18 protein-coding genes and 1 pseudogene are annotated in these 25,017 nt (G+C 39.5%); 4 read left to right on the plus strand and 15 right to left on the minus strand.

Annotated elements, in window-relative coordinates:
• Positions 1-415: 415 nt before the first annotated feature.
• From JJN14_RS05015 to eno, 3 genes are all read right to left on the minus strand, one after another.
• Entirely contained in the window at positions 416-961 is a 546-nt protein-coding gene (locus JJN14_RS05015; protein WP_201057999.1) for a ClbS/DfsB family four-helix bundle protein, read from the minus strand.
• A 57-nt stretch (positions 962-1,018) separates the two neighbouring features.
• On the minus strand, positions 1,019-1,513 hold the full coding sequence (locus tag JJN14_RS05020; protein ID WP_084949820.1) for a YkgJ family cysteine cluster protein: 495 nt from the start codon (positions 1,511-1,513) through the stop codon (positions 1,019-1,021).
• A 176-nt stretch (positions 1,514-1,689) separates the two neighbouring features.
• Positions 1,690-2,994, minus strand: a complete 1,305-nt coding sequence (eno, locus tag JJN14_RS05025; protein WP_000022813.1) for a surface-displayed alpha-enolase — start codon at positions 2,992-2,994, stop codon at positions 1,690-1,692.
• Positions 2,995-3,157: 163 nt separating this feature from the next.
• Here eno and JJN14_RS05030 point away from each other — a divergent pair, with 163 nt between their 5' ends.
• Positions 3,158-3,604: a YueI family protein gene (locus JJN14_RS05030; protein WP_201058000.1), complete on the plus strand. Its 447-nt coding sequence runs from the start codon at positions 3,158-3,160 to the stop codon at positions 3,602-3,604.
• On the opposite strand, the gene JJN14_RS05035 is transcribed toward JJN14_RS05030, so the two are convergent.
• The 12 genes and pseudogenes from JJN14_RS05035 to JJN14_RS05090 form a co-directional block, all read right to left on the minus strand.
• Positions 3,601-4,716, minus strand: a complete 1,116-nt coding sequence (locus JJN14_RS05035; RefSeq protein ID WP_201058001.1) for a glycerate kinase — start codon at positions 4,714-4,716, stop codon at positions 3,601-3,603. The two genes, JJN14_RS05030 and JJN14_RS05035, sit on opposite strands and share 4 nt — an antisense overlap.
• An 8-nt stretch (positions 4,717-4,724) precedes the next feature.
• Positions 4,725-5,376, minus strand: a pseudogene (gene serB / locus JJN14_RS10300) (phosphoserine phosphatase SerB).
• A gap of 58 nt (positions 5,377-5,434) precedes the next feature.
• The gene (gene glgA, locus JJN14_RS05045; RefSeq protein ID WP_201058002.1) at positions 5,435-6,868 is read right to left on the minus strand and encodes a glycogen synthase GlgA; all 1,434 of its coding nucleotides are present in this window, start codon (positions 6,866-6,868) and stop codon (positions 5,435-5,437) included.
• The gene (glgD, locus tag JJN14_RS05050; protein ID WP_125385846.1) at positions 6,865-8,004 is read right to left on the minus strand and encodes a glucose-1-phosphate adenylyltransferase subunit GlgD; all 1,140 of its coding nucleotides are present in this window, start codon (positions 8,002-8,004) and stop codon (positions 6,865-6,867) included. The genes glgA and glgD overlap by 4 nt, the downstream gene beginning before the upstream one ends.
• Entirely contained in the window at positions 7,994-9,136 is a 1,143-nt protein-coding gene (locus JJN14_RS05055) for a glucose-1-phosphate adenylyltransferase (protein ID WP_020902830.1), read from the minus strand. Before JJN14_RS05055 ends, glgD begins: the two co-directional genes overlap by 11 nt.
• Positions 9,126-11,054 (minus strand): 1,4-alpha-glucan branching protein GlgB, encoded by a 1,929-nt coding sequence (gene glgB, locus JJN14_RS05060; protein ID WP_201058003.1) that lies wholly within the window; start codon positions 11,052-11,054, stop codon positions 9,126-9,128. Before glgB ends, JJN14_RS05055 begins: the two co-directional genes overlap by 11 nt.
• A 313-nt stretch (positions 11,055-11,367) precedes the next feature.
• Positions 11,368-13,647 (minus strand): type I pullulanase, encoded by a 2,280-nt coding sequence (gene pulA / locus JJN14_RS05065; RefSeq protein WP_201058004.1) that lies wholly within the window; start codon positions 13,645-13,647, stop codon positions 11,368-11,370.
• Positions 13,648-13,759: 112 nt separating this feature from the next.
• Positions 13,760-15,718: an NAD-dependent DNA ligase LigA gene (ligA, locus tag JJN14_RS05070; protein ID WP_201058005.1), complete on the minus strand. Its 1,959-nt coding sequence runs from the start codon at positions 15,716-15,718 to the stop codon at positions 13,760-13,762.
• Positions 15,719-15,810: 92 nt separating this feature from the next.
• Positions 15,811-16,989 (minus strand): MFS transporter, encoded by a 1,179-nt coding sequence (locus JJN14_RS05075; protein WP_201058006.1) that lies wholly within the window; start codon positions 16,987-16,989, stop codon positions 15,811-15,813.
• A gap of 79 nt (positions 16,990-17,068) precedes the next feature.
• A complete protein-coding gene (locus JJN14_RS05080; protein ID WP_201058007.1) occupies positions 17,069-17,932 on the minus strand; it encodes an XRE/MutR family transcriptional regulator in 864 nt (287 codons plus the stop codon).
• Between the two features lie 2 nt (positions 17,933-17,934).
• Positions 17,935-19,836, minus strand: a complete 1,902-nt coding sequence (locus tag JJN14_RS05085; RefSeq protein WP_201058008.1) for an ATP-binding cassette domain-containing protein — start codon at positions 19,834-19,836, stop codon at positions 17,935-17,937.
• A 77-nt stretch (positions 19,837-19,913) separates the two neighbouring features.
• Complete coding sequence (locus tag JJN14_RS05090; RefSeq protein ID WP_201058009.1) at positions 19,914-21,068, minus strand: DUF4352 domain-containing protein; 1,155 nt, start codon at positions 21,066-21,068, stop codon at positions 19,914-19,916.
• 330 nt (positions 21,069-21,398) lie between these two features.
• Between JJN14_RS05090 and JJN14_RS05095 the strand changes: the two genes are divergently transcribed.
• The 3 genes from JJN14_RS05095 (at position 21,399) to JJN14_RS05105 (ending at position 24,997) form a co-directional block, all read left to right on the plus strand.
• Complete coding sequence (locus tag JJN14_RS05095) at positions 21,399-23,117, plus strand: phospho-sugar mutase (protein ID WP_000121686.1); 1,719 nt, start codon at positions 21,399-21,401, stop codon at positions 23,115-23,117.
• Positions 23,118-23,228: 111 nt separating this feature from the next.
• Entirely contained in the window at positions 23,229-23,576 is a 348-nt protein-coding gene (locus JJN14_RS05100; RefSeq protein WP_023947468.1) for a thioredoxin, read from the plus strand.
• Between the two features lie 72 nt (positions 23,577-23,648).
• Positions 23,649-24,997 (plus strand): IS3 family transposase gene (locus tag JJN14_RS05105; RefSeq protein ID WP_201058010.1). Its coding sequence is split into 2 segments (ribosomal slippage): positions 23,649-24,099 and positions 24,099-24,997, totalling 1,350 coding nucleotides; the frame shifts between segments, so codons are not numbered across the junction.
• Positions 24,998-25,017 lie beyond the last annotated feature (20 nt).

Consider the following 25,017-nt stretch of genomic DNA (forward strand, 5'->3'; position numbering starts at 1 on the left):
AAGTTTCAAGGTTTTTACTGCATTAAATTTTAATATCTAACTTCTACTGTTTTCGAAGAGTAGAAGTTAGATATTAAAATTTGAGAGCTTTGCTTTCTAAAAATTCACTAAGAACATTATAGCCATAAAGCTCCTCACACAATTAACTAATTTAATAACTTGAAAAAAATTCGTACTCTAGCCTATACAATTCAACACAAATCTTTCAGAATAGAACAATCCTAACGATCGAATCCTCTATTTTCCTAAATATCCCTGCAATTCTAAACCTAGAATTCCTATAAACTAAATGTTTTCGTACTATTCTAAACCATTGATTGTCTTAAATTTTTATTTTTGAAGGATTCTAAAGCTAGAATTGCTCTAAAACAAGGATAACTAAGGTATTCGAAACCTATAAGAACACATTCACACCTCAACTATGACACTTACAATTCTTCCGATGAGCTTTGAGTTTTTTCAGAGCCCAATCATAGTGGCTTGACGTGCTACTGACAAAGTAGGAACCTAGACTTGTCCCACCCGTCCACTTATAGACACCTTTGGTAAAGAGTTCATCATTGCTAAAAACTTCTATCAACTCTAAAACCTCTCTATGTGATTGTTCTAGGAGTCTAGTCGCTTCTTCTAAGGAGGTTTTCTGGTGCTTCTTCCAAAAAGCGACATTCATTTCTCCATAAGTTTTCCAATTATAAGGTTCAGGGAGAAAAGGTCTTTCGCGACCTTTTTGATTAGAATGAACCCAAGTCAAAAGTAACTGATGCCATTCATAAAGATGGATCAAGACATCCCGCAGATTTTTATCCCTTTTCCAGTGAGCTTCTTTTTTCTTTGGGGCTCTTGAAAAATCAAATGGAGTCTGTAGCTCATCTTCACTTAGTTGGGAGATGAAACGATTAAGCTTTTCATAGTTTTCCTTAGAGGCCAGCACTAGCTCCTCTTTTGTTTTCGGTCTAGGCACAGGAGTACTCCCTTCATATCTCTAGTTATTATTAGAAATTTTTTATCCTTTAAATCTCTATAACTTATCCTTTAATTTCTCAACAAAGAGATAGGCCGCTGGACAGGTCAAAGTATTCTTAATCGTCAAATGGTTGATTTGATGGATCTTTTTGCGATCTGTATGGGGGAACTCTCGACAGGCCTTTGGACGAACTTCATAGATGGAACAGAGATTATCTCCTCCTAGAAAGGGACAAGGCATGGATTTAAAAACCTTATCACCATCTTCATCTACCTGCAAAAACTCTGCTTCAAAAGCAGGTAATTTCATCTTAAAATACTTGGCGATTCGTGTAATATCCGCTTCTTTAAAGTCAGGTCCCAATGTCTTGCAACAATTGGCACAGGCGGTACAATCAATCTCCTCAAAGACTTCTTGGTGTATCTGCTGGGCTATCTTATCTAAATTTTTTGGTGGCTTTTTCTTTAAATTGGCTAAAACTTTACGGTGTTCCTTCTGCTTTTGTAAGGCTAGCTGGTGGTAGTACTCAATATCAATTTCTTTAGACATAATTTCTTTCTAATTCACGTATTTTTTCTATTATACCATAAACACTGCCCCCTTTTTGCCCCCCTGAACAGAAAAAAAGCCCTTCGGATAAAATCCGAGGGGCTAGAAACGTTGTTAAATCAACGGCCGAACTTTTGAATTTCAAGGTTCGGGATAAAATAGTTCACTGAACTATTTTATTTTTTCAAGTTGTAAAATGATTTCAATCCACGGTATTCAGCTACTTCACCAAGTTGGTCTTCGATGCGAAGCAATTGGTTGTATTTAGCGATACGGTCTGTACGTGAAAGTGAACCAGTCTTGATTTGTCCTGCGTTAGTTGCAACTGCGATGTCAGCGATTGTTGAATCTTCAGTTTCACCTGAACGGTGTGATACAACGGCAGTGTAACCAGCTTCTTTAGCCATTTCGATAGCTTCAAAAGTTTCAGTAAGAGTACCGATTTGGTTAACTTTGATAAGGATTGAGTTAGCAGCACCTTCTTGGATACCACGTGCAAGGTAGTCAGTGTTTGTTACGAAGAAGTCATCACCAACAAGTTGTACTTTCTTACCAAGACGTTCAGTAAGAGCTTTCCAACCATCCCAGTCGTTTTCATCCATACCATCTTCGATAGTGATGATTGGGTATTTGTTAACCAATTCTTCAAGGTAATCGATTTGTTCTGCAGATGTACGAACAGCAGCGCCTTCACCTTCAAATTTAGTGTAGTCGTAAACTTTACGTTCTTTATCGTAGAATTCTGATGAAGCACAGTCAAATCCGATAAATACGTCTTTACCTGGGACATATCCAGCAGCTTCGATCGCAGCAAGGATAGTTTCAACACCGTCTTCAGTTCCTTCGAAACGAGGAGCGAATCCACCTTCGTCACCTACGGCAGTTTCCAAACCACGTGATTTAAGGATTTTCTTAAGAGCGTGGAAGATTTCAGCACCGTAACGAAGAGCTTCTTTAAATGTTGGCGCACCAACTGGCAAGATCATGAACTCTTGGAAAGCGATTGGAGCGTCAGAGTGAGAACCACCGTTGATGATGTTCATCATTGGAGTTGGAAGAACTTTAGTGTTGAATCCACCAAGGTAGCTGTAAAGTGGGATTTCAAGGTAGTCAGCAGCAGCACGAGCTACAGCGATAGACACACCAAGGATTGCGTTTGCACCCAATTTACCTTTGTTAGGAGTACCGTCAAGAGCGATCATAGCACGGTCGATAGCTTGTTGATCACGTACATCGTAGCCAATGATAGCTTCAGCAATGATGTTGTTTACGTTGTCAACTGCTTTTTGTGTACCAAGACCACCGTAACGAGATTTGTCACCGTCGCGAAGTTCAACTGCTTCGTGTTCACCAGTAGAAGCTCCTGATGGAACCATACCACGTCCGAAAGCACCTGATTCAGTGTAAACTTCTACTTCAAGTGTTGGGTTACCGCGTGAGTCTAGGACTTCGCGAGCGTAAACATCAGTAATAATTGACATTTTTTACTCTCCTTATGAGTTAAATTTTTTACACCTCTATAATACCTTAAAAGCCCTCCTTTTTCAAGAAAAAACGTTATCTTTGTGCAAATTTTCCTTAACTTTATAAAGTAATCGCTTTCTTTTATCTGTTTTATTCTAACTTTTATGATATACTGTTTTCATGACAGATTTATCAAAACAATTACTTGAAAAAGCTCATGGTGGGCCAAAATTAAATCCGGATGAGCAAAGACGCTATCTTGGAACTTTTGAGGAAAGAGTTCTTGGATATGCAGATATTGATACTGCAAATAGCCCTCAATTAGAAAAAGGTTTTTTATCTATTTTAGAAAATCTTCAGGAAAAAGCAGAACCACTATTTGTGAAGATTTCACCAAATATCGAATTTGACAAACAAGTTTTCTACTTAAAAGAAGCAAAAGAAACTGATAGTCAAGCTACCATTGTATCTGAAGAGCATTCTTCTTCTCCTTTTGGCCTGATTATCCATAGCAATGCACCAGTACAAGTAGAAGAAAAGGACCTTCGACTTGCTTTTGCAAAACTTTGGGAAGATAAAAAGGAAGGTCCAGCCAAAACATCCATCTGGAAGAAATGGTTTGGCTAAATCTTGCGCATATTTAATAAATGCCCTATATTGGCAGCCGTGTGCTCCAAATAGAGACTGGCATTTTTCAAACTATCTTCTAGAGGTTCACTTTTCTCCAAAATTGAAAAGGCAGCTTGGATATTTTCAAATGGTAGGGAAGGTAAATCCTCAGCAATACTACCACAAATAGCAATGACAGGAACTCTTACAGGGGTTCTTTTTGCAACACCTATAGGTGCTTTACCTGCTAAACTTTGACGATCTAGCCTTCCTTCTCCTACAACTACCAAGTCAGCATATGCAACTTTCTTATCAAAATCAATCAAATCTAAACAGGCATCAATTCCAGACACGATATTTGCCTGAGCAAAGGCACACAAACCGCCAGCAATGCCTCCACCAGCTCCTGCTCCTTTAATTTCCAATGTTACAGGTGAGGCTTTTCCATAAAAATCTTGAATTGCCTGATTTACGACTGCAAACATAGTAGGATGTAAACCTTTTTGTTTGCCAAAAGTGTAAGTCGCACCTTGATAACCACATAAGGGACTCGCGACATCTGCTAAAATACGAATTTGAACATCTTCAGGAATTTCATAGCGATTTTCTGTTGACATAGAAGCTAAGTTTAATAAGGACTGACCGCAAGCGGGCAAGACATTTCCATTCTTATCATAAAATTGATAACCCAAACCAGCAGCAATCCCAATACCTCCATCATTACTGGACGTGCCACCAACGCCGATATAGATATCTTTAATCCCTTGAGCAATGAGGTGGCGAATCAACTCTCCAATACCACAAGTTTGGATTTGAAGTGGATTTCGTTTCTCTAGCGGAATTTTTTCAAGGCCAACTAAATCAGCCACTTCAAATAGTGCAAGTTCCCCTTTTTGAAAATAGCGCATGGCTTCTTTTTGTCCAAAAGGTCCTGTCACTTGGATCCATTTTTCTTTTAGCTCAAGAGAATGTCGAATGGAATCTACTGTACCTTCGCCACCATCACCAACAGGGCAGAGGAGACATTCTACATCGGCTATCGATTGTTGGAAGCCTCTTTTTATTGCTTCAGCTACCTGTTGAGCGGACAAGCTTTCCTTAAACGAATCTGGTGCAATTACAATCTTCATATTTTCCCTCATTCTAAACAGTCAATCAAAGGAAGAACTTCTAAAAAATCCCTCTTGTCAACATGATTCGGTATTTCTTTTTTAAGCACTTCTTTGGCACAAAAGGCGATTCCTAGTCCTGCTGACTTCAACATTAATAAGTCATTAGCCCCATCACCGATTACAATCGTTCTTTCTTTAGAAAGTTTTAGTTCCTCTCTCCATTGTTCCAGAGTTGCTTCTTTGACTTCAGGGCTTATAATTGCTCCAACTAATTTTCCTGTTAGAAGACCATCTTTGACTTCAAGTTGATTAGTAGAGAAATAGGTAATACTAAGGGATTTTGCTAGTCTCTCAACTATTGGTGTAAATCCACCAGACACCAGACACCAGACCAACTAGGATGCCATTCTTTTGGAGAATAGAGACAAATTCCTGAGCATTTGACGTTAGATGAATAGAGTTGAAGACTGTATCAAAGACCGAAACAGGAAGACCTTCCAATAAGGACACTCTTTTTCGTAAACTGCTTTCAAAGTCTAACTCTCCTCTCATTGCCTGACTTGTAAGCTGCGAAATTTCCTCCTCACGACCTGCATCTCTACCCAAAAGGTCAATCACCTCTTCTGCTATTAAGGTGCCGTCAACATCCATGACACACAAGCCTTTTACTTGAGACATAGGTTCTCCTCTCTAAACAGCCCAAAAATCGTATGAAATCATCATACGATTTTATCTATTAGTTAATTAAACTATGGTACAAGTCAAGGTATGATTTGCAGGCTGTATCCCATGAAAAATCACACTCCATAGCTTGTTTTTGTAAGTTTCTCCAAACGTCAGGATGGTTCCTATACAAGTCTAATGCTGTTTGGAAAGTCCAATTTAACCAATAAGGAGATAGATTGTCAAAGCTAAAGCCTGTACCGCTTCCTTCAATTGGATTGAAAGCGCGGACAGTATCTCGCAAACCACCAACTTCATGAACCAATGGCAAGGTTCCATAACGCATCGCCATCATTTGAGACAAACCACACGGTTCAAAACGACTCGGCATGAGGAAGAGGTCGCAAGCAGCGTAGATTTCTTGAGCAAGTTTGACATCAAAAGTGATATTTGCTGATAGCTTGTCTGGATAGATTTGAGCAAACCATGAGAAAGCTCCTTCAAATGCTGGATCGCCAGTTCCCAAAAGAACAATCTGAACATCATTTTGCAAGATATGGTGAAGACTTTCAACCACCACATCAAAACCTTTTTGACGTGTCAAACGAGAAACAATTCCCACCAGAGGAACATCAGCTCTAACTGGCAAGCCAACTCTTTCTTGCAATTTTGCCTTGTTTTGGGCTTTCCCAGATAAATCTTCCTGATTGAAATGATAATCTAAAAGAGCATCCGTCTGAGGATTATACAGGTCAGCATCAATCCCATTCACGATACCAGATACCTTGCCAGATTCCATTCGAAGAATCTGATCCAAGTTACATCCGAACTGACTGGTCATAATTTCATGAGCATAGCTAGGTGAAACTGTTGAAACACGATCCGCATAAAGAATACCAGCCTTCATCCAGTTTAAACAGTTATTCCAGCGAAGGGTTCCATCTGCGTACCGTTCAAAGCCAACTCCAAACAAATCCCATAACATTCCTTCTGAAAATTGTCCTTGGAATTCTAAGTTATGAATGGTTAAAACTGTTTTAATTCCCTCATAGGCTTGAATCCAATGGTATCTTTCTTTCAACAAGAAAGGAATCATAGCTGTATGGTAGTCATGAACATGGAGAAGGTCAGGAATAAAGTCAATCCTTTCCATAGCCTCAATGGCAGCCAGTTGGAAAAAGGCAAAGCGTTCTCCGTCATCAAAATCACCGTAAACATGACCACGGAAGAAATAATATTGATTGTCAATAAAGTAGAAGGTTACACCATTTAATACTGTTTTCTTAATCCCACAGTACTGTCTGCGCCAACCGACGCTCACCTCAAAATGAAGAACATCTTCAATCTGATTGCCAAATTTAGCCTCTACCATGTCATAGTAAGGTAAAATTACTGCAACTTCGTGTCCTGCTTTTACCAGTGATTTTGGAAGAGCGCCAATGACGTCTCCCAAACCACCTGTTTTTGAAAAGGGTGCACCCTCTGCTGCTACAAATAAAATTTTCATGAATGAATATCCTCTGTTACTTTAGCACCTTTCTTAACGACGACTGGATGTTCTGCAGTTCCACGGATCACAACTCCATCCGCAACTTCCACACCCTTGTCCAAGATAGCGTATTCGACCTGAGCACCTTCTCCAATAACAACACGAGGGAATAAGATGCTATCTTTAACCAAGCTATCCTTATGGACATGAATATTACGTGATAAAACAGAATTAGCCACTTGACCTTCAACAATACTACCTGAAGCAAACTGAGATGTACTTACCTTAGATGTATTAGCATAATAAGTTGGCTCTTCGTTTTTGACCTTTGTATAAATCTTTTGATTTGGAGTAAAGAGAGAGTAGAATTTTTGTGATTCAAGCATATCTTTGTTAGCTTTGTAATAAGACTCTACAGAATGAATATTTGCTAGATAACCTGTGTACTCGTAGGCAAAAGCCCCTTCTTTTGCAGCCAAATCCCGTAAAACATAGCGCAATTTCTCTGGATGTTCTTTCTTAGCTTCTTCTTCCAAGCGTTCAATCAACCACGGTGTATCGACAACAAAGATATCTGTCGACATATTGTAAACTTCATCTGTTGATTTGCTATCAAAGAGTTTGTGAGAACGAACATGGTCTGTTTCATCCACTTCCAAGATTGCATTTACTTCTGAAATGTCTTTCTTAGCTAGTTTTTTATAAACTACAGTGATAGGCCCTTTTGTTGTACTATGTAGATGGAAAACTTGGTTCAGATCAATATTAATCAAAACATCACAGTTAAGTGACACTGTTTGGTTTGAGCCGGAACGTTTCAAATAAGTAAGAAGCTGTTGGTAGTATTCTTTTCCAACTGTACTACTTTCCACACGGGTATTGTAAATACCTAGATAGTAGTGGCTAAGAAGAGTTGACAAGCCCCACTCACGACCAGAACGGATATGGTCAAAGACTGAGCTGATATTGTCTTGTTGAAAAATACCGAAAATACTACGCACACCTGCATTAGCAAGACTTGAAAGCGGGAAATCAATCAAACGATATTTACCACCAAATGGCAAACTAGCTACTGGACGGTGGTCGGTCAATGTTGACATATCATGAAAACCAACTGTGTTTCCTAAAATGGCAGAATATTTATCAATCTTCATCTGTTGCTACCCCCACTACTTCATCATATCCTACAACTTGTACTTCTTCTGTTCCATCAATTTCGACACCATCAGAAATAACTGCACCTTCACCAATAATGGCACGTTTGATTTTAGCTCCCTGACCAACAATTGCACCACTCATGATAACTGAATCTACTACTTCTGCCCCTTCACGAACTTGCGCACCTGTTGAGAGGATAGAATGTTTAACAGTTCCATCTACGAAACAGCCATCAACAACCAAGGAATCTTCCACGTGAGCATTTGCCCCAAGGAAGTTTGGTGGTGAAATTAAGTTTCTTGAGTAAATCTTCCATTGACGGTTACGGCTATCCAAGGCATTTTCTGGAGAAATGTACTCCATGTTGGCTTCCCAAAGTGACTCAATCGTACCAACGTCTTTCCAGTAACCATTAAATTCGTAAGCATAGACACTTTCACCTGACTCAAGGTAATTTGGAATGACATTCTTACCAAAGTCTGACATATCGACATTGCTCTTTTCAGCAGCAACAAGCATATTGCGAAGACGTTGCCAATCAAAGATGTAAATACCCATAGAAGCCTTTGTAGATTTAGGTTGAGCTGGTTTTTCTTCAAATTCAACGATACGATTATTAGCATCTGTGTTCATGATACCAAAACGACTAGCTTCTTTAAGAGGGACATCTAAAACTGCTACTGTCAAGCTGGCATTATTATCCTTGTGAGACTGGAGCATATCATCATAATCCATTTTATAGATGTGATCCCCAGAGAGAATCAAGACATACTCAGGATTAACACTGTCGATATAGTCAATATTTTGGTAAATAGCGTGACTAGTCCCTTCAAACCAACGATTTCCTTCACTTGCAGAGTAAGGTTGAAGAATAGAGACACCAGAATTGATACCGTCTAGTCCCCAGCTTGAACCGTTCCCGATATGGTTGTTGAGAGCAAGTGGTTGGTACTGTGTAATAACTCCAACATTGTTGATACCTGAGTTGGCACAGTTTGAAAGAGCAAAGTCAATGATACGGTAGCGCCCACCAAATTGCACAGCTGGTTTTGCGATGCTTTGAGTGAGTTTACCGAGACGAGTTCCTTGCCCACCGGCAAGAATCAAAGCTAACATTTCATTCTTCATTTTCTACTCCTTTTTGGTTTTTACTTGTGACAATTTTAGTAGGTTTCAAGCGGCGCCTGATTTTCCATACACTTGCTCCCATAGCAGGTAGGGTAAAGGTCAAGGTCTGCTCATAATCCTTCCATAGTCCTTCTTGCGTTTGAACAGTTTGATTATGCTCTTTCCAGACGCCTCCCCACTCTTCTAACTCAGTATTCCAGACTTCTTCATAGATCCCTGCAACAGGAAGTCCGATTGTAAAATCTTTTCGTTCAACAGGTGCCATATTAAAGACGCAGACTAGCATGTCGTCCTTCTTACCCTTACGGATGAAGGTAAGAACACTCTGGTCTCGATTATCCGCATCAATAATTTCAATGCCATCATAGCTGGTATCAATTTCCCACAGACAGCGGTGGTCTTTGTAGAACTTGTTTAGCTGAGATGTAAAATACTTCATCTTCGCATTCATTGGGTCTTCTAGGTTAGACCATTCCAACTGTTCTTCAGATTTCCATTCTAGGAATTGGCCGTATTCGCTACCCATGAAGAGCAATTTTTTACCTGGGTGACAAATTTGGTAAGTGTAGAGATTGCGCAAGCCTGCGAATTGATTATAGCGATCTCCCCACATCTTGTGCATCATACTCTTCTTGCCATGAACCACTTCATCGTGTGAGAATGGTAGGAGATAATTCTCCTTGAAGACATACATAAAGCTGAAAGTCACCAGGTTAAAGTCATATTTACGGTAAATCGGATCTTCTTCATAGAAACGGAGGATATCATTCATCCAGCCCATATTCCATTTGTAGTCAAAACCAAGACCATCTGAATCCTTGGTGTCAGTAATCTGAGTAGCTGATGAACTTTCCTCAGCTATCATCATAACGTCTGGATGAACTAGTTTAATCACATCATTCAAGCGTTGAAGGAAATAATAACCCTCATAGTTGAGATTGCCACCATCCTTGTTTGGCGTCCATGGTGCATCATCATAATCAAGATAGAGCATGTTGCTAACTGCATCCACGCGAATACCGTCCAAATGGTAAAAGTCAATCCAGAATTTAATACTAGAAATCAAGAAAGACTGGACTTCATTCTTTCCAAGATCAAAATTGAGAGCCCCCCAACCGTAGTTATGAGCCTTATTATGGTCTTGGTATTCAAAAGTCGGTGTTCCATCATAATAGGCCAAGGCATCATCATTGATAGTAAAGTGACCAGGTACCCAGTCTACAATAACGCCTATATTGTTTAAGTGACATTCCTCAACAAAATCTTGAAACTCTTCAGGACGACCATAGGCATGCTCTAGAGCAAAGTAACCCATAAGCTGATAGCCCCAACTCAAACCTAGTGGGTGAGACATCAAGGGCATAAACTCAATGTGAGTATAGTTCATCTCAACCAAGTAAGGAATCAGCTCATCCTTCAATTGAGCAAAACTATAAGGATTTCCATCTGGATTTCTCTTCCACGAACCGGCATGAACTTCGTAAATATTGACCGGACGCTCTTCAAAACTCAAACGTTTCCTACGAGCTAGCCAGAGACCATCTTTCCATTTTTTCTCTGGAATCTCTGTTAAAATAGCCCCAGTACCAGGTCGTGCCTCATACCGTACAGCCAAAGGGTCAATCTTCATCAGCTGATGACCATTTGCACGCGTGATATTGTACTTGTAAATTTGGCCTTCATGAGCATGGTTGGTAAAGACTTCCCAGACTCCAAATTCATTTCGTTCCATCGGAATTTGATTTTCAACCCAATTGGTGAAATCCCCTACCAAGTGAACAGCTTGAGCATTTGGGGCCCAAACACGAAAAGTATAGCCAGATTCTCCATTTTTTTCTTCCCTATGAGCTCCCAGATAGTGCTGGAGGTGAAAATTTTCACCTGTCATAAAGGTTTCTAAAGCTTTTTTCTTATCCATACACCCTCCTAATTCTGTAAGCGTTTTCTGTAGATTTATTATACTACCTTTTTAGGGAAGATTCAAGTAAATTACGGAATTTGCAAAAAAATCTTTTGAAAGTCTTCAACAAATTCACTGATGTGTTCACTTGTAAATCAAGAAATTTTCAGAAACGCTTTGAAAACGAATTGTTTTTTTATAATACTATCATAAAGTTCGTTATTTAGCTAACAAAAATATAATTTTAAGTAAAAAAATAAATCAGGAAACGAATCTCCTGATTTTATTAACAGATAAAGCACCACAAATGAATTTAAATTGTAACTCTATTCTACAAAACTTTAAAGACGCTGGCACTGACGCCACCAACCCTGTCTTTATCACTTAAATGGCTATTGGTCACCAATAGTTCTAGATTTCCAGCATTTTCAAACTGGAAGTCTTGCCCTTTAGCATTAAATACAACCAGTAAATGTTCTAACCCTTGAATCTCATAGACAATCCAACCACTATGTTCGTGAGCTGAATGCACAAAGACATGATGGTAAATTTCATCATAAGTAGGGTAAGAAAAGGCACTGGTTTCTGTCTTCAATCGAATGATTTGGCGAATAAATTCAATGCTGTCTTGACGCTCATTGATCAAATCCCAGTTGACTTGGTTCACACTGTCTGGAGCATTATAGCTATTCATAGCACGCTCTCTATCATCATGGGTCAACTCACCATTCTCACCTGTCGCAACTAGTTTGGTACGACCAAATTCTTGACCAATTTCCATAAAAGCCATCCCTTGCATAAGCAGATTCATGGCTGTGGCTGTCTCAACCTTGCGCATGATTTGTTCTGAACTTTGGTCTGGATGAAGGGTTGCCAACAAATCGTGAAGATTGTAATTGTCATGGGCTTCCACGTAGTTAAGAACTTGATTTGGATGTGTATAGGTTCCTAGTTCACGACTTCCTAAGATTGCTTTGGCTAGAATTGGTTCTGTCGCAGCACCACTGACAAAACCTGATTTGATAGCACCGTAGACTTCTCCCCCTTTGACAGCATCGCGCTGATTGTCATTAAAGAAACCGATGTTTGGCATTTGGTAGGCATTGTCTTTCTTAGCCTTATCATAAGGGGCAAGACCTGTTCCCATATCCCATCCTTCTCCATAGAGGATAATGTTTGGGTCGATTTCATCCAAGCTTTGACGAATCATCTGCATGGTCTTGACATCATGAATCCCCATCAAGTCAAAACGGAAGCCGTCAATATTGTATTCCTGCACCCAGTATAGAAGAGAATCAATCATATACTTTCGGAACATTTCGTGTTCGCTGGCCGTTTCGTTTCCAACTCCCGTTCCATTCTGGAAGGTACCATCTGGATTCATACGATAATAGTAATCAGGGACAGTTGTTTGGAAAGGTGCATCAACAACTGAGAAAGTATGGTTATAAACCACATCCATAATAACACCAATACCCGCATCGTGATAGGCTTGAACCATGGTCTTCAAATCACGAATGACCTGAGCTGGATCATTTGGATTGGTTGATAAACTTGTTTCTGGTGCGTTATAGTTTTGTGGGTCATAACCCCAGTTGTAGATTACATTTCCATCCTCATCGTATTCTTTGTGACGATCTGCAATTGGTTGCAACTGAACATAATTGTAGCCGATCTTCTTGATGTAATCAAAAGCAGTTGCTTGGCCATACAGGTTAACTGTCCCAGTCTGAGCTGCACCCAAGAAAGTTCCTCGAAGATGCTCATCCACACCTGAGGTTGGTGATTTGGTCAAATCACGAATATGCATTTCACAGATGACTGCCTTACATGGATTTGTCAAACGCCAAGTAGCCTCAGAACCGTGCTTAACCTCGAAGTTTTCAACTTGCTTTTCTGCATGGCTCAGAATAGCTGAACGTTTGCCATCAGGGCTGGTCGCGATGGTATAAGGGTCACGTGTCACTGTTTGGTGATGAGGGAATTGGACTTGATACTGATAAGCCTTACCAGTCAAATCTTCCTCAACATCCAAACTCCAGACACCGATTGTATTGTCTTTATGGTTATAAGAGTAGCTATTACCTCTTTCCATCTCAAAAGTCTTCCAAACAGGAGCATCGTTAACAGCAGATTCATAAACGACAACCTGAACTTCTGTCGCTGTTGGAGCCCAAAGAGCAAAATGAGCCTGATTGTCCTCTACACGACAACCCAATTCCCCTTGATAACCCCAATGGTGATCAAAACTAGCACTGTTAATGGCCTTATCAAAGGCAAAAGGATTTTGATTTTTATAGAAAGGGCTGGCAATCGCAGGATTTTCAGAATAATAAATTCTATCATCCCCTTCCAAAATCCAGACCTCTGTTAAGAGAGGATAGTGATTAAAACGGATAGCATATTCTTTACTGGTTTGCCCTGTATGAACCACAAAATTCAAGCTTTCCAAAGCATGGGCACTTGGGTGTTCAAAGCTAAATAAAGCTCCAAAATAATCTTCTTTATAAGTCAGTAAATCAATTCGCTGGTCCTGACTTTTTACAAAAGAGCAAGTGTCGTATTCACCATTCTTGCGATGGTAATGAATGCGCATAGGGTAGTTATACATTTTTTATTTTCCTTTTTTTAATTTGTTTCTGTTTCACTAAAAAATTCTTGACCGGTTTTGTCCCGACCAACAAACATAGTTATATCATCTAAACTCTGATTTTAAACGATTATTACAAGCTTTCTAACCAAGCTTCATCTCGAACCTCGATACCAAGTTCTTGTGCTTTTTGAAGTTTGCTTCCAGCATCTGCTCCTGCAACAACGAGGTCGGTCTTTTTAGAAACACTGCCTGTTACCTTGGCACCTAGACTTTCGAGTTTACTTTTAGCTTCTGAGCGTTTGAGACGTTCCAATTTTCCTGTCAATACCACGGTCAAACCTGACAAGGCCGCATCTGCCACTACAGTCTGACCTTTATAGTCCAGATTGACCCCAGCTTCTTTCAATTCTTTAAGGAGAATTTCAGAGCCCTCTGTCGCAAAATAATTCTGAAGACTCTTGGCAATCACACAACCAAGACTTTCAATATTAGCCACTTCCTCTGGATCTGCCTGAGCCAGATTTTCGATTGAATGGAAATGTTGGAGTAAGAGCTGACTAGCCTTGCTCCCCACATGACGAATTCCCAAACCAAACAAGAGCTTCTCGGCAGAATTTTCCTTAGATGCTTGAATAGCTTGATACAGTTTAGAAGCAGACTTTTCCTTAACCCCCTCTAAAAGGAGGAAATCTTCTTCTTTCAAACGATAAATATCTGCCACATCCTTGACTAAATTTGTAGCAAAAAGCTTCTCAACAATAGATGGACCAAGGCCTGTAATATTCATAGCATCACGAGAAGCAAAGTGAATCAAGCCTTCCATGATTTGAGCAGGGCAACGCGGATTGATACAACGGAGAGCCACTTCATCTTCAAAGTGCAACAAGACAGAATCACAGCTTGGGCAGTTTGTAGGTATATCTAGTTTTTCTTCAGAAATTCGTTTGGACTCTACCACACGTAAAACGGCAGGGATGATGTCCCCAGCCTTATAAACGATAACCGTATCGTCTTTTCGGATATCTTTTTCAGCAATATAGTCCACATTGTGTAGGGTCGCACGGCTAACAGTTGTACCAGCAAGCTGAACAGGAGTCAGGTTGGCAGTTGGGGTCACAACACCAGTACGCCCCACAGTCCAGTCAACTGATAGAAGCTGAGCTTCTTTTTCCTCAGCAGGAAACTTGTAGGCTACAGCCCACTTTGGAGCCTTAACGGTAAAGCCAAGTTCTTCTTGACCTGCTAGATCATTGACCTTAATCACCACCCCATCGATATCATAAGGCAGATTGTCCCGTTCCTGTCCTACTTCTTGGATAAAATCCCAAATCTCATCCATGCTTTCAGCCAGAATTCGCTTAGGATTAACCACAAAACCTAGTTGTTCTAGGTGCTTCAAAACCTTTTCTTGGCTATCACGAGTTGACGGACTGGCTTCTTGATAGAGGAAAGTGGCAAGGTTACGCTTGGCTACTACTGCTGTATCCAGCTGACGCAGAGTTCCTGCTGCCGCATTACGAGGATTGGCAAATTCAGGCTCTCCATTTTCTTGGCGAGCTTGGTTAACCTGGTCAAAAGAAGCGCGTGGCATGTAACATTCCCCACGAACTGTGATATCTAGTTCTTCTGGCAAGGTCAAAGGAATGTCCTTAACACGCTTGAGGTTTTCTGTGATGTTCTCCCCAACAGAACCATCTCCACGCGTTGCACCTGCAACTAAAATCCCCTTTTCATAAGTCAGCGAGATTGATAAGCCATCTATTTTCAGCTCACAAATATAAGTTGGATGAGGCACTTCCTTACGAACACGCGCATCAAAAGCATCAAGCTCCTCACGTGAAAAAGCATCCTGCAAACTATAAAGAGGATACTGATGACTGTATTTTTCAAAACCATCTAAAACCTTGCCACCAACACGATGGGTCGGACTGTCTGCTAATACTTGATCTGGATAGGCAGCCTCCAACTCAACCAACTCTCGATAAAGGCGATCATACTCACTGTCCGAAACCGACGGATTATCGCTGGTATAGTACTCGTTCGCATAGCGATTGAGCAAGGCGACTAACTCATTCATTCTTTTATTCATAAAACCATTTTACCATAAAATAAGCCCTCCTCACAAACGAGAAGGGCGGAAAAAACACTTAGTTTGGAATTATTTTTGAACACCAAGCAGACTTATATCTCTTTTTTAAAATGAGTTCGAACATAGCCTAGAGCTAAGAAGGATAAGATGACAACTCCAAGGCCTATAATTAAAAAAGTATAAAGATGGACACTTGGAAGCCAGGTCATCAAACCTGTTGCAATTGGCATAAAAAGTATAGCTAGGGTATAAATCGAACTGAGAACTCTACCAAGATATTCACCTTCAACCTTGGTTTGTACTTGAGTAAAAAAGTGAATATTGAACATCGTCATAAATAATTCACAAATGAAATTCCCTGAAAAAGAGAGGTAGGATGGGAGAGTAAATCCCATTATCATCACTCCAAGTCCAGTCAGAGCCAATAAAAACAGAAGCATTTCCATACTAGCTTTAATCTTACTAGCTAACAGGGCCCCAACAATAGATCCGATAGCACCCATTGTTAAAATAGTGGCATAGGCACCTTGTACTCCATAAAGCTGATTTGAAAAGGGAAGGAGATAATTAAAGGCTGCGAAGAAAAAATTGACACTTGAAGCCATGACTAACAAAAAGAAGATTTCCTTTTGCTTCACAATATAGTGAACTCCCTCCTTAATATCAGAAATAATAACTTTAAATGTGAGTTTCTTCTCACCCAAAGCCTTCTCTTCTTTCTTTGGAAGCAAGGCTACCAAACCAAAAGCGAGAAAAAAACTAAGGGCATCTAATACCAAGGTAATGCGAAGACTTGCGAATTGTAAGACCAGAAAAGAGAGTACAGGGGAACTCACACTGACAACCTGCAAGACCAACTCCAAACGAGAATTATAGAGGACCAGTTCATCCTTCTCTACCAGTTCTGTGATAATGGCCTTATTTGCAGGTCTAGAAAAGGCAAAAGCAATAGCCTGAACAATATTGGCAAAAATCAAAGCTCCAATCATCCAACTATCATTCCTTATGAAAGAAATAGCCAGGCAAAGAATACCACAAACAAGGTCTGTCGTCATTAAAATCTTACGACGAGAAAAACGGTCTGAAACGACTCCGCCGAAAGGATTTACGAGAATAGATGTGACGAGATCAGAAATCTGATACATTCCTAAAACTGTCTGTCCGATAGTTCCCATGGAAGCCAACCAGACACTATTTCCATAATCATAGAGCATATTACCCATCTTGTTAACAGCTCCGCGACTAATCAGCTGTACTGCATAGCGATTCATATAAAAACTCCTCTCAAATTTTGAAACTATTGTATCAAAACCGAAAGGAGCTTTTTCATTTTTCCCTTATTTGGGAAAATTAATTTTTGATAAATTTTTCGTAGTGTTCCTGATAATAGGCTACTTGCTCAGGAAGACCTAACACATCAAAAATATGCATGACCTCTTGCATCTGCTTACAACCTTCTTTACACTGTCCTATTTGGTACAAGGCAAAGCCTTTTAGATAATGGAAAGCATTACGCTCATACAGTTTGATCCCTTTGCCAATAATCTTCTCTGTATAAGCCTCGAAGTAGCTAGCATTATCAAAAGAAGAATGCTCTAAACAATGCTGGTAACAATTAAGGGCCAAAATCAAAACCAATCTCTTATGGCGACCAATCTCTTGGTAAAATTCTTCCCTCTCCATAACTTCTCTACCAATTCGAGTGACATAGTCCACATCGTAGAAACTATAGAGATTACCAAACAGAATCAACTCATACATGGTCCATTCTTCTGTTTTGAAAAGATAATCTGCTACCTTATCCAAATCATCCTGCTTCATATCATAACTCGAATCTCTTTGACAAATCAGACCTTGTAGCAAAATCCAGTTCAGCTCAAAATAAAGAGGATTGATCGAACTCTTAGCCTTTTCAAGTTGTTCACTTTGAAGCTTTTGAAAACCTGAAATATCATTTGAATAGTAAAGGGGCACAATTTGTCCCATCATAGCAACATGTTCATGATTGTGAAAATTCCTTGCCTTGTCCATGAAATTTTCGATTGTGACATGAATGTTATCCAAAATCTCAAAGAAACGTGAGACTGCTAGGTCAGACTCCCCAAGCTCAAAGCGAGATAACTGAGAGGTTGAACTGGACTCTCCTGCGGCCTCCTTTAAAGAATAATTTCCACTTGTCCGAAATTCACGAAATACTTTTCCAAGATGTTCCATCTTTACACCTGCTCTGACAATTCTTCCCACTCAAGCATAGCTTCTTCCTGACGGTGGCTGATTTTGTCCAGCTCAGTCTGCAATTCCATCAGTTTTTCAGCATCGTTGGTTTCCAACATTTGTTCAGAAATGGCTTGGCTTTGACTTTCTAACTCTTCAATTTCAGCTTCTAGACTTTCAATTTGTCGCATGAGTTTGCGAACTTCTTTTTGACTTTCTTTCTGGGCCTGGTAGTCATTAACTGGACTTGATTCTTTTACTTGATTACTAGTTGAAGCTTCCTCAGCCTGAGTCATTTCTACTTCTGCTTTCTTCTCAACATAGTAGTCGTAATCTCCCAAGTAAAGAGTCGAACCCTTCTCAGACAATTCCAGTACATGAGTGGCCACACGATTGATAAAGTAACGGTCATGGCTAACGAATAGAAGAGTTCCATCAAAGTCAATCAAAGCATTTTCCAACACTTCCTTGCTATCAATATCCAAGTGGTTGGTTGGCTCGTCAAGGATTAGAAAGTTGTTGTTCTCCATAGACAGTTTAGCCAGAAGCAAACGCGCTTTCTCCCCACCAGACAGCATGCCGACTGATTTTTTAACATCATCTCCTGAGAAAAGGAAGGCACCTAGACGATTACGGATTTCAACTTCTGGTGTCAGTTTAAAATCATTCCAGAGTTCATCCAATACAGTATTACTTGGTGTCAGCTTGCTTTGGGTTTGGTCATAGTAACCAACCTCAACATTAGCGCCAAAGCGCTTCTCACCCTTGATAAAAGGAATCTGGTCTACTATTGACTTGATAAAAGTTGATTTCCCAATCCCATTTGGACCAACGATAGCAACGGCATTCATTTTACGAAGGTCTAGATTGATAGGCTCTGACAATATTTCTCCATCATAGCCAATAGCCGCGTTTTCAACAGTCAAAACGACGTTTCCCGACGTTTTTTCCGACTGGAAGGTCATATTGGCTGATTTCTTGCCAGCTTCAGGCTTGTCCAAGCGCTCCATTTTTTCTAGTTGTTTACGGCGAGATTGTGCACGTTTGGTCGTTGAAGCTCGGACTAGATTGCGGTTGACAAAATCTTCCAGAGCGGCAATTTCTTTTTGTTGCTTTTCATAGTTTTTTGCTTCAGTAGCTAGCTTTTGCTCCTTCAACTCGACAAAACGAGTGTAATTGCCCACATAGCGATCCAAAGAATGCTTGGTCAAATCCAGAGTAATCGTCGCAACCTTGTCCAAGAAATAACGGTCGTGGCTGACAATAATGAGGGCACCGCTATAGTTTACCAAGTAATTTTCTAGCCAGGCGATGGTTTCAATATCCAAGTGGTTGGTTGGCTCGTCCAATACCAAGAGGTTTGGCTTTTCAAGAAGCATTTTGGCCAGAGCCAGACGAGTATTTTGACCACCTGAAAGTTCAGCTATTTTCATCTGCCACATAGACTCGTCAAACTTGAATCCATTTAAAATCGCTCGAATATCAGCTTCATAAGTAAAACCACCTGCTTGGCGAAAATTCTCAGATAAGCGGTCGTAATCTGACATCAGTTTATCCAAATCCTCACCAGACTTTTCACCCATCTCTAGCTCCATCTGACGAAGTTGTTTCTCCTTACGACGCAAGTCATCAAAGACATGAAGCATCTCATCGTAGATGGTATTTTCAGACTCAAAACGGCTATCTTGGGCTAGGTAAGACAGAGAAATATCTTTTTTCTTATTGATTTCTCCACTAGTTGGCTCCTCTTCTCCAACCAAAATCTTCAAAAGAGTAGACTTACCTGCACCATTTTTCCCAACAAGAGCAATCCTGTCTCGTTCATCAACTTGCAGGTTGATATTATCAAAAAGAACCTCTCCTGCAAAAGAACGTTCAATTTTATTAGCTTGTAAAATAATCATAAACCTATTTTACTATCTTTTTCTATTTTATACAAATGCAATAAAAAAGTTCAAGTTTAAAACTCGAACTTTTAATATTAATAACCAACCCCTCCACGGAATGTGCGAGCCATATCGTTTAAATCATAGTTCTTAGAAGAAGTGTCAATGGTCCATTTCCCATCTTTTTTACTCATTTTAATTTCATACCCCTCTTTTCTCATACTATCACTAGTATCTAGAGGAGTAGACTCAAATTGGCTTGGAGCATTTTCTAGAATATACTTCTCACCAGCTTTCATAGCTTCTGAATAGTTACCATATTTTCCTTTATTTTCTTCGTAGAATTTACGGCTTAGTTCATAAACATTTAAGTTATCCAAGTCAATTGTTTCTGGTCTTACATAGATAACTGCATAGTCAGGTAAATAAGTTTTTACTTTGTATTCTACCTTTGCTCGTTTAGCATTAGCTTTGATATATCCTTCAGCAAAGGTGCGAAGTTCTGAATCTGAAGGTTTGTAGTTATAAAAACTTTTTCCGAATGATTCTGTAAATTTCTTAATGAATTCTTCCCGATCAGCCTTAACATCATTAGTGAATTCAGCTCCATTATCAGATGATTTTTTATCATCTGCAAGGGGAACAACTTTAGCCTTATTGTCAGTAGTGCTTAGTTTTTTCCCACCACCTGAGCTTTCCCCATCAAGGTAAACCGCATCAACATACTTTTTCATTACCTCTTTAGCTTCATCAATATGATCTTCGTACTTACTTGGATCAACTTTGATAGCTACGTCATTATTCTTATTAGATTTTTCTTTGATATCTTCATAGAAGCTAGGTGCAAAATGAAGCTCATATTTAGCATTTTTATCAACTTCATAGACAACATAGCCAGCTACACTTTTTCCTTTAGAAATACTATCCCCATAATCCATGAATTTAGTTTTACTGTCACTATCATACATTTGAATTGGTTCTACTTTTTCATCTTTTTCATTGTAAAGAGTGATATCGCGACTAGTGAAACTGAACTGTTTGTCACGATTGTTTTTGATTTCTACTTGAAGTGCAAGATAGCTTGAAGATGAATTTTCATCCTTAGGCAATACAAACATTCCATCTTTAACAGATATTTCAAAGTTAGAATTTGATGCAGTACCGTTGTCGCTGGCTTTTTTCGAAGTTCCACAAGCAACAAGTGCTAAAGCTGATAACAACAAAGCAGAATGCTTAAGAATTTTTTTCATAATAGAATGTCTCCTTTTATTATTACTGATATTATACCATAGGTATAATAATATTCAAAACAGAAAACCGAATGTTTAAAAAAATCTAAAAATTATAGAATTCTTTCTAAAATTGGTGGAACAAATTATAAATGCCTAACTAATCACTAAATGTTTTTTTAAAATCTATTTCCTATGCTTATACAATAGAAAACCAGAAAACTAAATCTGATAGATATCGTGAGGAAAATGATTTATTAAAGTAGTGACTCTCATGCTAACGTTTTACTAAAACGCTAAAAAGTGCTATAATGTGAACGGTTAAAACAATTTACAAAAAGGAGAATTTCAATGTCTTACCAAGAAAATTACCAGAAATGGGTTGATTTTGCGGAGCTTCCTGACTACCTTCGCCAAGATTTGGAAAATATGGACGAAAAAACTAAGGAAGATGCCTTTTATACAAATCTTGAATTTGGTACTGCGGGTATGCGTGGCTTGATTGGTGCTGGTACAAACCGCATCAACATCTACGTTGTTCGCCAAGCAACTGAAGGATTGGCTCGTTTGATTGAGTCAAAAGGTGGAAACGAAAAAGAACGTGGTGTGGCAATTGCCTACGATAGCCGTCACTTCTCACCTGAGTTTGCCTTTGAGTCTGCGGCCGTTCTTGCTAAACACGGCATCAAATCTTACGTATTTGAAAGCCTTCGTCCAACTCCAGAACTATCATTTGCAGTTCGTCACCTCAACTGTTTCGCAGGTATCATGGTCACAGCTAGCCACAACCCAGCACCATTTAACGGTTACAAGGTTTACGGTGAAGACGGTGGACAAATGCCTCCACACGATGCAGACGCTTTGACAACATACATTCGTGCAATCGAAAATCCATTTGCAGTTGAAGTTGCTGATGTGGAAGCTGAAAAAGCTTCTGGCTTAATTGAAGTTATCGGCGAAGCTGTTGACGTAGAATACCTTAAAGAGGTTAAGGACGTAAACATCAACCCAGCCTTGATTGAAGAATTCGGTAAAGACATGAAAATTGTATACACACCACTTCATGGTACTGGTGAAATGTTGGCTCGTCGTGCTCTTGCCCAAGCAGGATTTGACTCTGTTCAAGTCGTTGAAGCGCAAGCAACTGCCGATCCTGACTTCTCAACTGTAAAATCTCCAAACCCAGAAAGCCAAGCAGCCTTTGCCCTTGCTGAAGAACTTGGTCGTCAAGTTGGTGCAGATGTTCTTGTGGCAACTGACCCTGATGCTGACCGTGTTGGTGTTGAAGTTCTTCAAAAAGATGGTAGCTACCTCAACCTTTCAGGTAACCAAATTGGTGCCATCATGGCTAAATACATCTTGGAAGCCCACAAAAACGCTGGAACTCTTCCTGAAAATGCAGCTCTATGTAAATCTATCGTATCAACTGACTTGGTGACGAAGATTGCTGAAAGCTACGGCGCAACCATGTTCAACGTTCTGACTGGTTTCAAATTCATCGCTGAAAAAATCCAAGAATTTGAAGAAAAACACAATCACACTTACATGATGGGATTTGAAGAAAGCTTCGGTTACTTGATTAAACCATTCGTACGTGATAAAGACGCTATCCAAGCTGTTCTAGTCGTTGCTGAACTTGCTGCCTACTACCGTTCACGTGGTTTGACACTTGCTGACGGTATCGAAGAAATCTACAAAGAGTACGGCTACTATGCTGAAAAAACAATCTCTGTGACTCTTTCTGGTGTCGATGGAGCAGAACAAATCAAAGCGATTATGGCTAAATTCCGTAACAATGCTCCAAAAGAATGGAACGCAACAGCTATCACTGTCGTAGAAGACTTCAAGGCTCAAACTGCTACTGCTGCTGACGGAACTGTTACAAACTTGACAACTCCTCCAAGTGATGTTTTGAAATACACACTTGCTGACGGTTCATGGATTGCCGTTCGCCCTTCAGGTACAGAACCAAAAATCAAGTTCTACATTGCAGTTGTAGGTGAAACCAACGAAGAATCACAAGCTAAAATTGCTAACATCGAAGCAGAAATCAATGCTTTTGTAAAATAAAGCCCTATAAAAGATGAGACCAACCAATCTCATCTTTTTTTCGTATCAAATCTAAGCAATTTTAGAAATTTTATGGCATACTAGACTTATCAATGAAAGCGAGGTAATCTCATGGAACAATTTTTAGATAATATCAAAGACCTTGAAGTCACTACAGTTGCGCGTGCGCAAGAAGCTCTTGATAAAAAAGAAACTGCAACCTTCTTTATCGGTCGCAAAACTTGCCCTTACTGCCGTAAATTTGCAGGTACTTTAGCAGGTGTCGTAGCTGAAACCAAAGCTCACATCTACTTCATCAACAGTGAAGAACCAAGCCAACTCAATGAGTTGCAAGAATTCCGCTCACGCTACGGAATCCCAACTGTACCAGGCTTTGTTCATATTGCAGATGGACAAATCAATGTCCGTTGCGACTCTTCAATGTCAGCACAAGAAATCAAGGACTTTGCTGGATTGTAAAAAAACAACAAAAGAAGTGTACTGCACCCCAAAAGTTAGACAGTAAAAATCTAACTTTTGGGGTGTTTTATTATGAAATTGAGTTATGATGATAAAGTTCAGATCTATGAACTTAGAAAACAAGGATATAGCTTAGAGAAGCTTTCAAATAAATTTGGGATAAACAATTCTAATCTTAGGTACATGATTAAATTGATTGATCGTTACGGAATAGAGTTCGTCAAAAAAGGAAAGAATTGTTACTATTCTCCTGAACTAAAACAAGAGATCATTGATAAAGTTCTTCTTGAGGGGCATTCACAAATTAGGGCGTCTCTGGATTATGCTCTTCTAAGTAGTGGATTACTTTCGAATTGGCTGGCACAATATAAGAAAAACGGGTATACTATTGTTGAGAAAACAAGAGGGAGACCACCTAAAATGGGACGTAAGCCAAAGAAGAGATTTGAAGATATGACAGAATTAGAACGTCTTCAAGCAGAAAATGAGTACTTGAGAGCGGAGAATGCCATTCTAAAAAAGTTGAGAGAACTCCGATTGAGGGACGAAAAGGAGCAAGAAGAAAAACGGAAATTGTTCAAGGACTGGTAACAGAGTTTTCTTTAGATATCCTTCTAAAGATTATTAAGCTTGCCCGTTCAACTTATTATTACCACTTAAAACAGCTGGATCAAAGCGATAAAGATTATGATATTAAAGCTGAAATTCAGTCAATTTATACTGAGCATAAAGGAAATTACGGCTATCGTCGCATGACTCTAGAATTACGAAATCGTGGCTTCGTAGTGAACCATAAGAAGGTGCAGCGTCTGATGAAAGTACTTGGTTTAACGGCTCGAATTCGCCGTAAAAGGAAGTATTCTTCATACCAAGGAGAGGTTGGCAAGAAAGCAGATAATCTTATTCAACGTCAATTTGAAGCAACCAAACCAATGGAAAAGTGTTATACGGATGTGACAGAATTTGCCATTCCAGCAAGCAGCCAAAAGCTTTATTTATCACCAGTTTTAGATGGCTTTAACAGCGAAATTATCTCCTACAATCTTTCTACTTCGCCGAACTTAGTACAAATGAAAGCTATGCTAGAACAAGCCTTTACAGAGAACCATTACGAGAATACAATTCTCCATAGTGACCAAGGATGGCAATACCAACACGATTTCTATCATCATTTTTTAAAGAATAAGGGAATCCAACCATCTATGTCACGTAAGGGAAATAGCCCAGATAACGGTATGATGGAATCTTTCTTTGGCATTCTTAAGTCTGAAATGTTTTATGGTTATGAGAATACGTTTCAGTCACTTGAACACTTGGAACAAGCTATTGTAGACTATATTGATTACTACAACAACAAACGAATTAAGGTAAAACTAAAAGGACTTAGCCCTGTACAATATAGAACTAAATCCTTTGCTTAAATTAATTGTCTAACTTTTTG

The sequence above is a fragment of the Streptococcus mitis genome (assembly GCF_016658865.1).
In the GTDB taxonomy this organism is placed as follows: Bacteria; Bacillota; Bacilli; order Lactobacillales; family Streptococcaceae; genus Streptococcus; species Streptococcus mitis_BT.

Coding starts and splice junctions, on each gene's coding strand:
- JJN14_RS05100 (WP_023947468.1), top strand. CDS start 23,229: ATGGAACAATTTTTAGATAATATCAAAGACCTTGAAGTCACTACAGTT.
- JJN14_RS05080 (WP_201058007.1), bottom strand. CDS start 17,932: ATGGAACATCTTGGAAAAGTATTTCGTGAATTTCGGACAAGTGGAAAT.
- pulA (WP_201058004.1), bottom strand. CDS start 13,647: ATGTATAACTACCCTATGCGCATTCATTACCATCGCAAGAATGGTGAA.
- JJN14_RS05035 (WP_201058001.1), bottom strand. CDS start 4,716: ATGAAGATTGTAATTGCACCAGATTCGTTTAAGGAAAGCTTGTCCGCT.
- eno (WP_000022813.1), bottom strand. CDS start 2,994: ATGTCAATTATTACTGATGTTTACGCTCGCGAAGTCCTAGACTCACGC.
- glgA (WP_201058002.1), bottom strand. CDS start 6,868: ATGAAAATTTTATTTGTAGCAGCAGAGGGTGCACCCTTTTCAAAAACA.
- glgB (WP_201058003.1), bottom strand. CDS start 11,054: ATGGATAAGAAAAAAGCTTTAGAAACCTTTATGACAGGTGAAAATTTT.
- JJN14_RS05090 (WP_201058009.1), bottom strand. CDS start 21,068: ATGAAAAAAATTCTTAAGCATTCTGCTTTGTTGTTATCAGCTTTAGCA.
- JJN14_RS05095 (WP_000121686.1), top strand. CDS start 21,399: ATGTCTTACCAAGAAAATTACCAGAAATGGGTTGATTTTGCGGAGCTT.
- JJN14_RS05055 (WP_020902830.1), bottom strand. CDS start 9,136: ATGAAGAATGAAATGTTAGCTTTGATTCTTGCCGGTGGGCAAGGAACT.
- JJN14_RS05085 (WP_201058008.1), bottom strand. CDS start 19,836: ATGATTATTTTACAAGCTAATAAAATTGAACGTTCTTTTGCAGGAGAG.
- glgD (WP_125385846.1), bottom strand. CDS start 8,004: ATGAAGATTGATAAATATTCTGCCATTTTAGGAAACACAGTTGGTTTT.
- JJN14_RS05020 (WP_084949820.1), bottom strand. CDS start 1,513: ATGTCTAAAGAAATTGATATTGAGTACTACCACCAGCTAGCCTTACAA.
- JJN14_RS05030 (WP_201058000.1), top strand. CDS start 3,158: ATGACAGATTTATCAAAACAATTACTTGAAAAAGCTCATGGTGGGCCA.
- ligA (WP_201058005.1), bottom strand. CDS start 15,718: ATGAATAAAAGAATGAATGAGTTAGTCGCCTTGCTCAATCGCTATGCG.
- JJN14_RS05075 (WP_201058006.1), bottom strand. CDS start 16,989: ATGAATCGCTATGCAGTACAGCTGATTAGTCGCGGAGCTGTTAACAAG.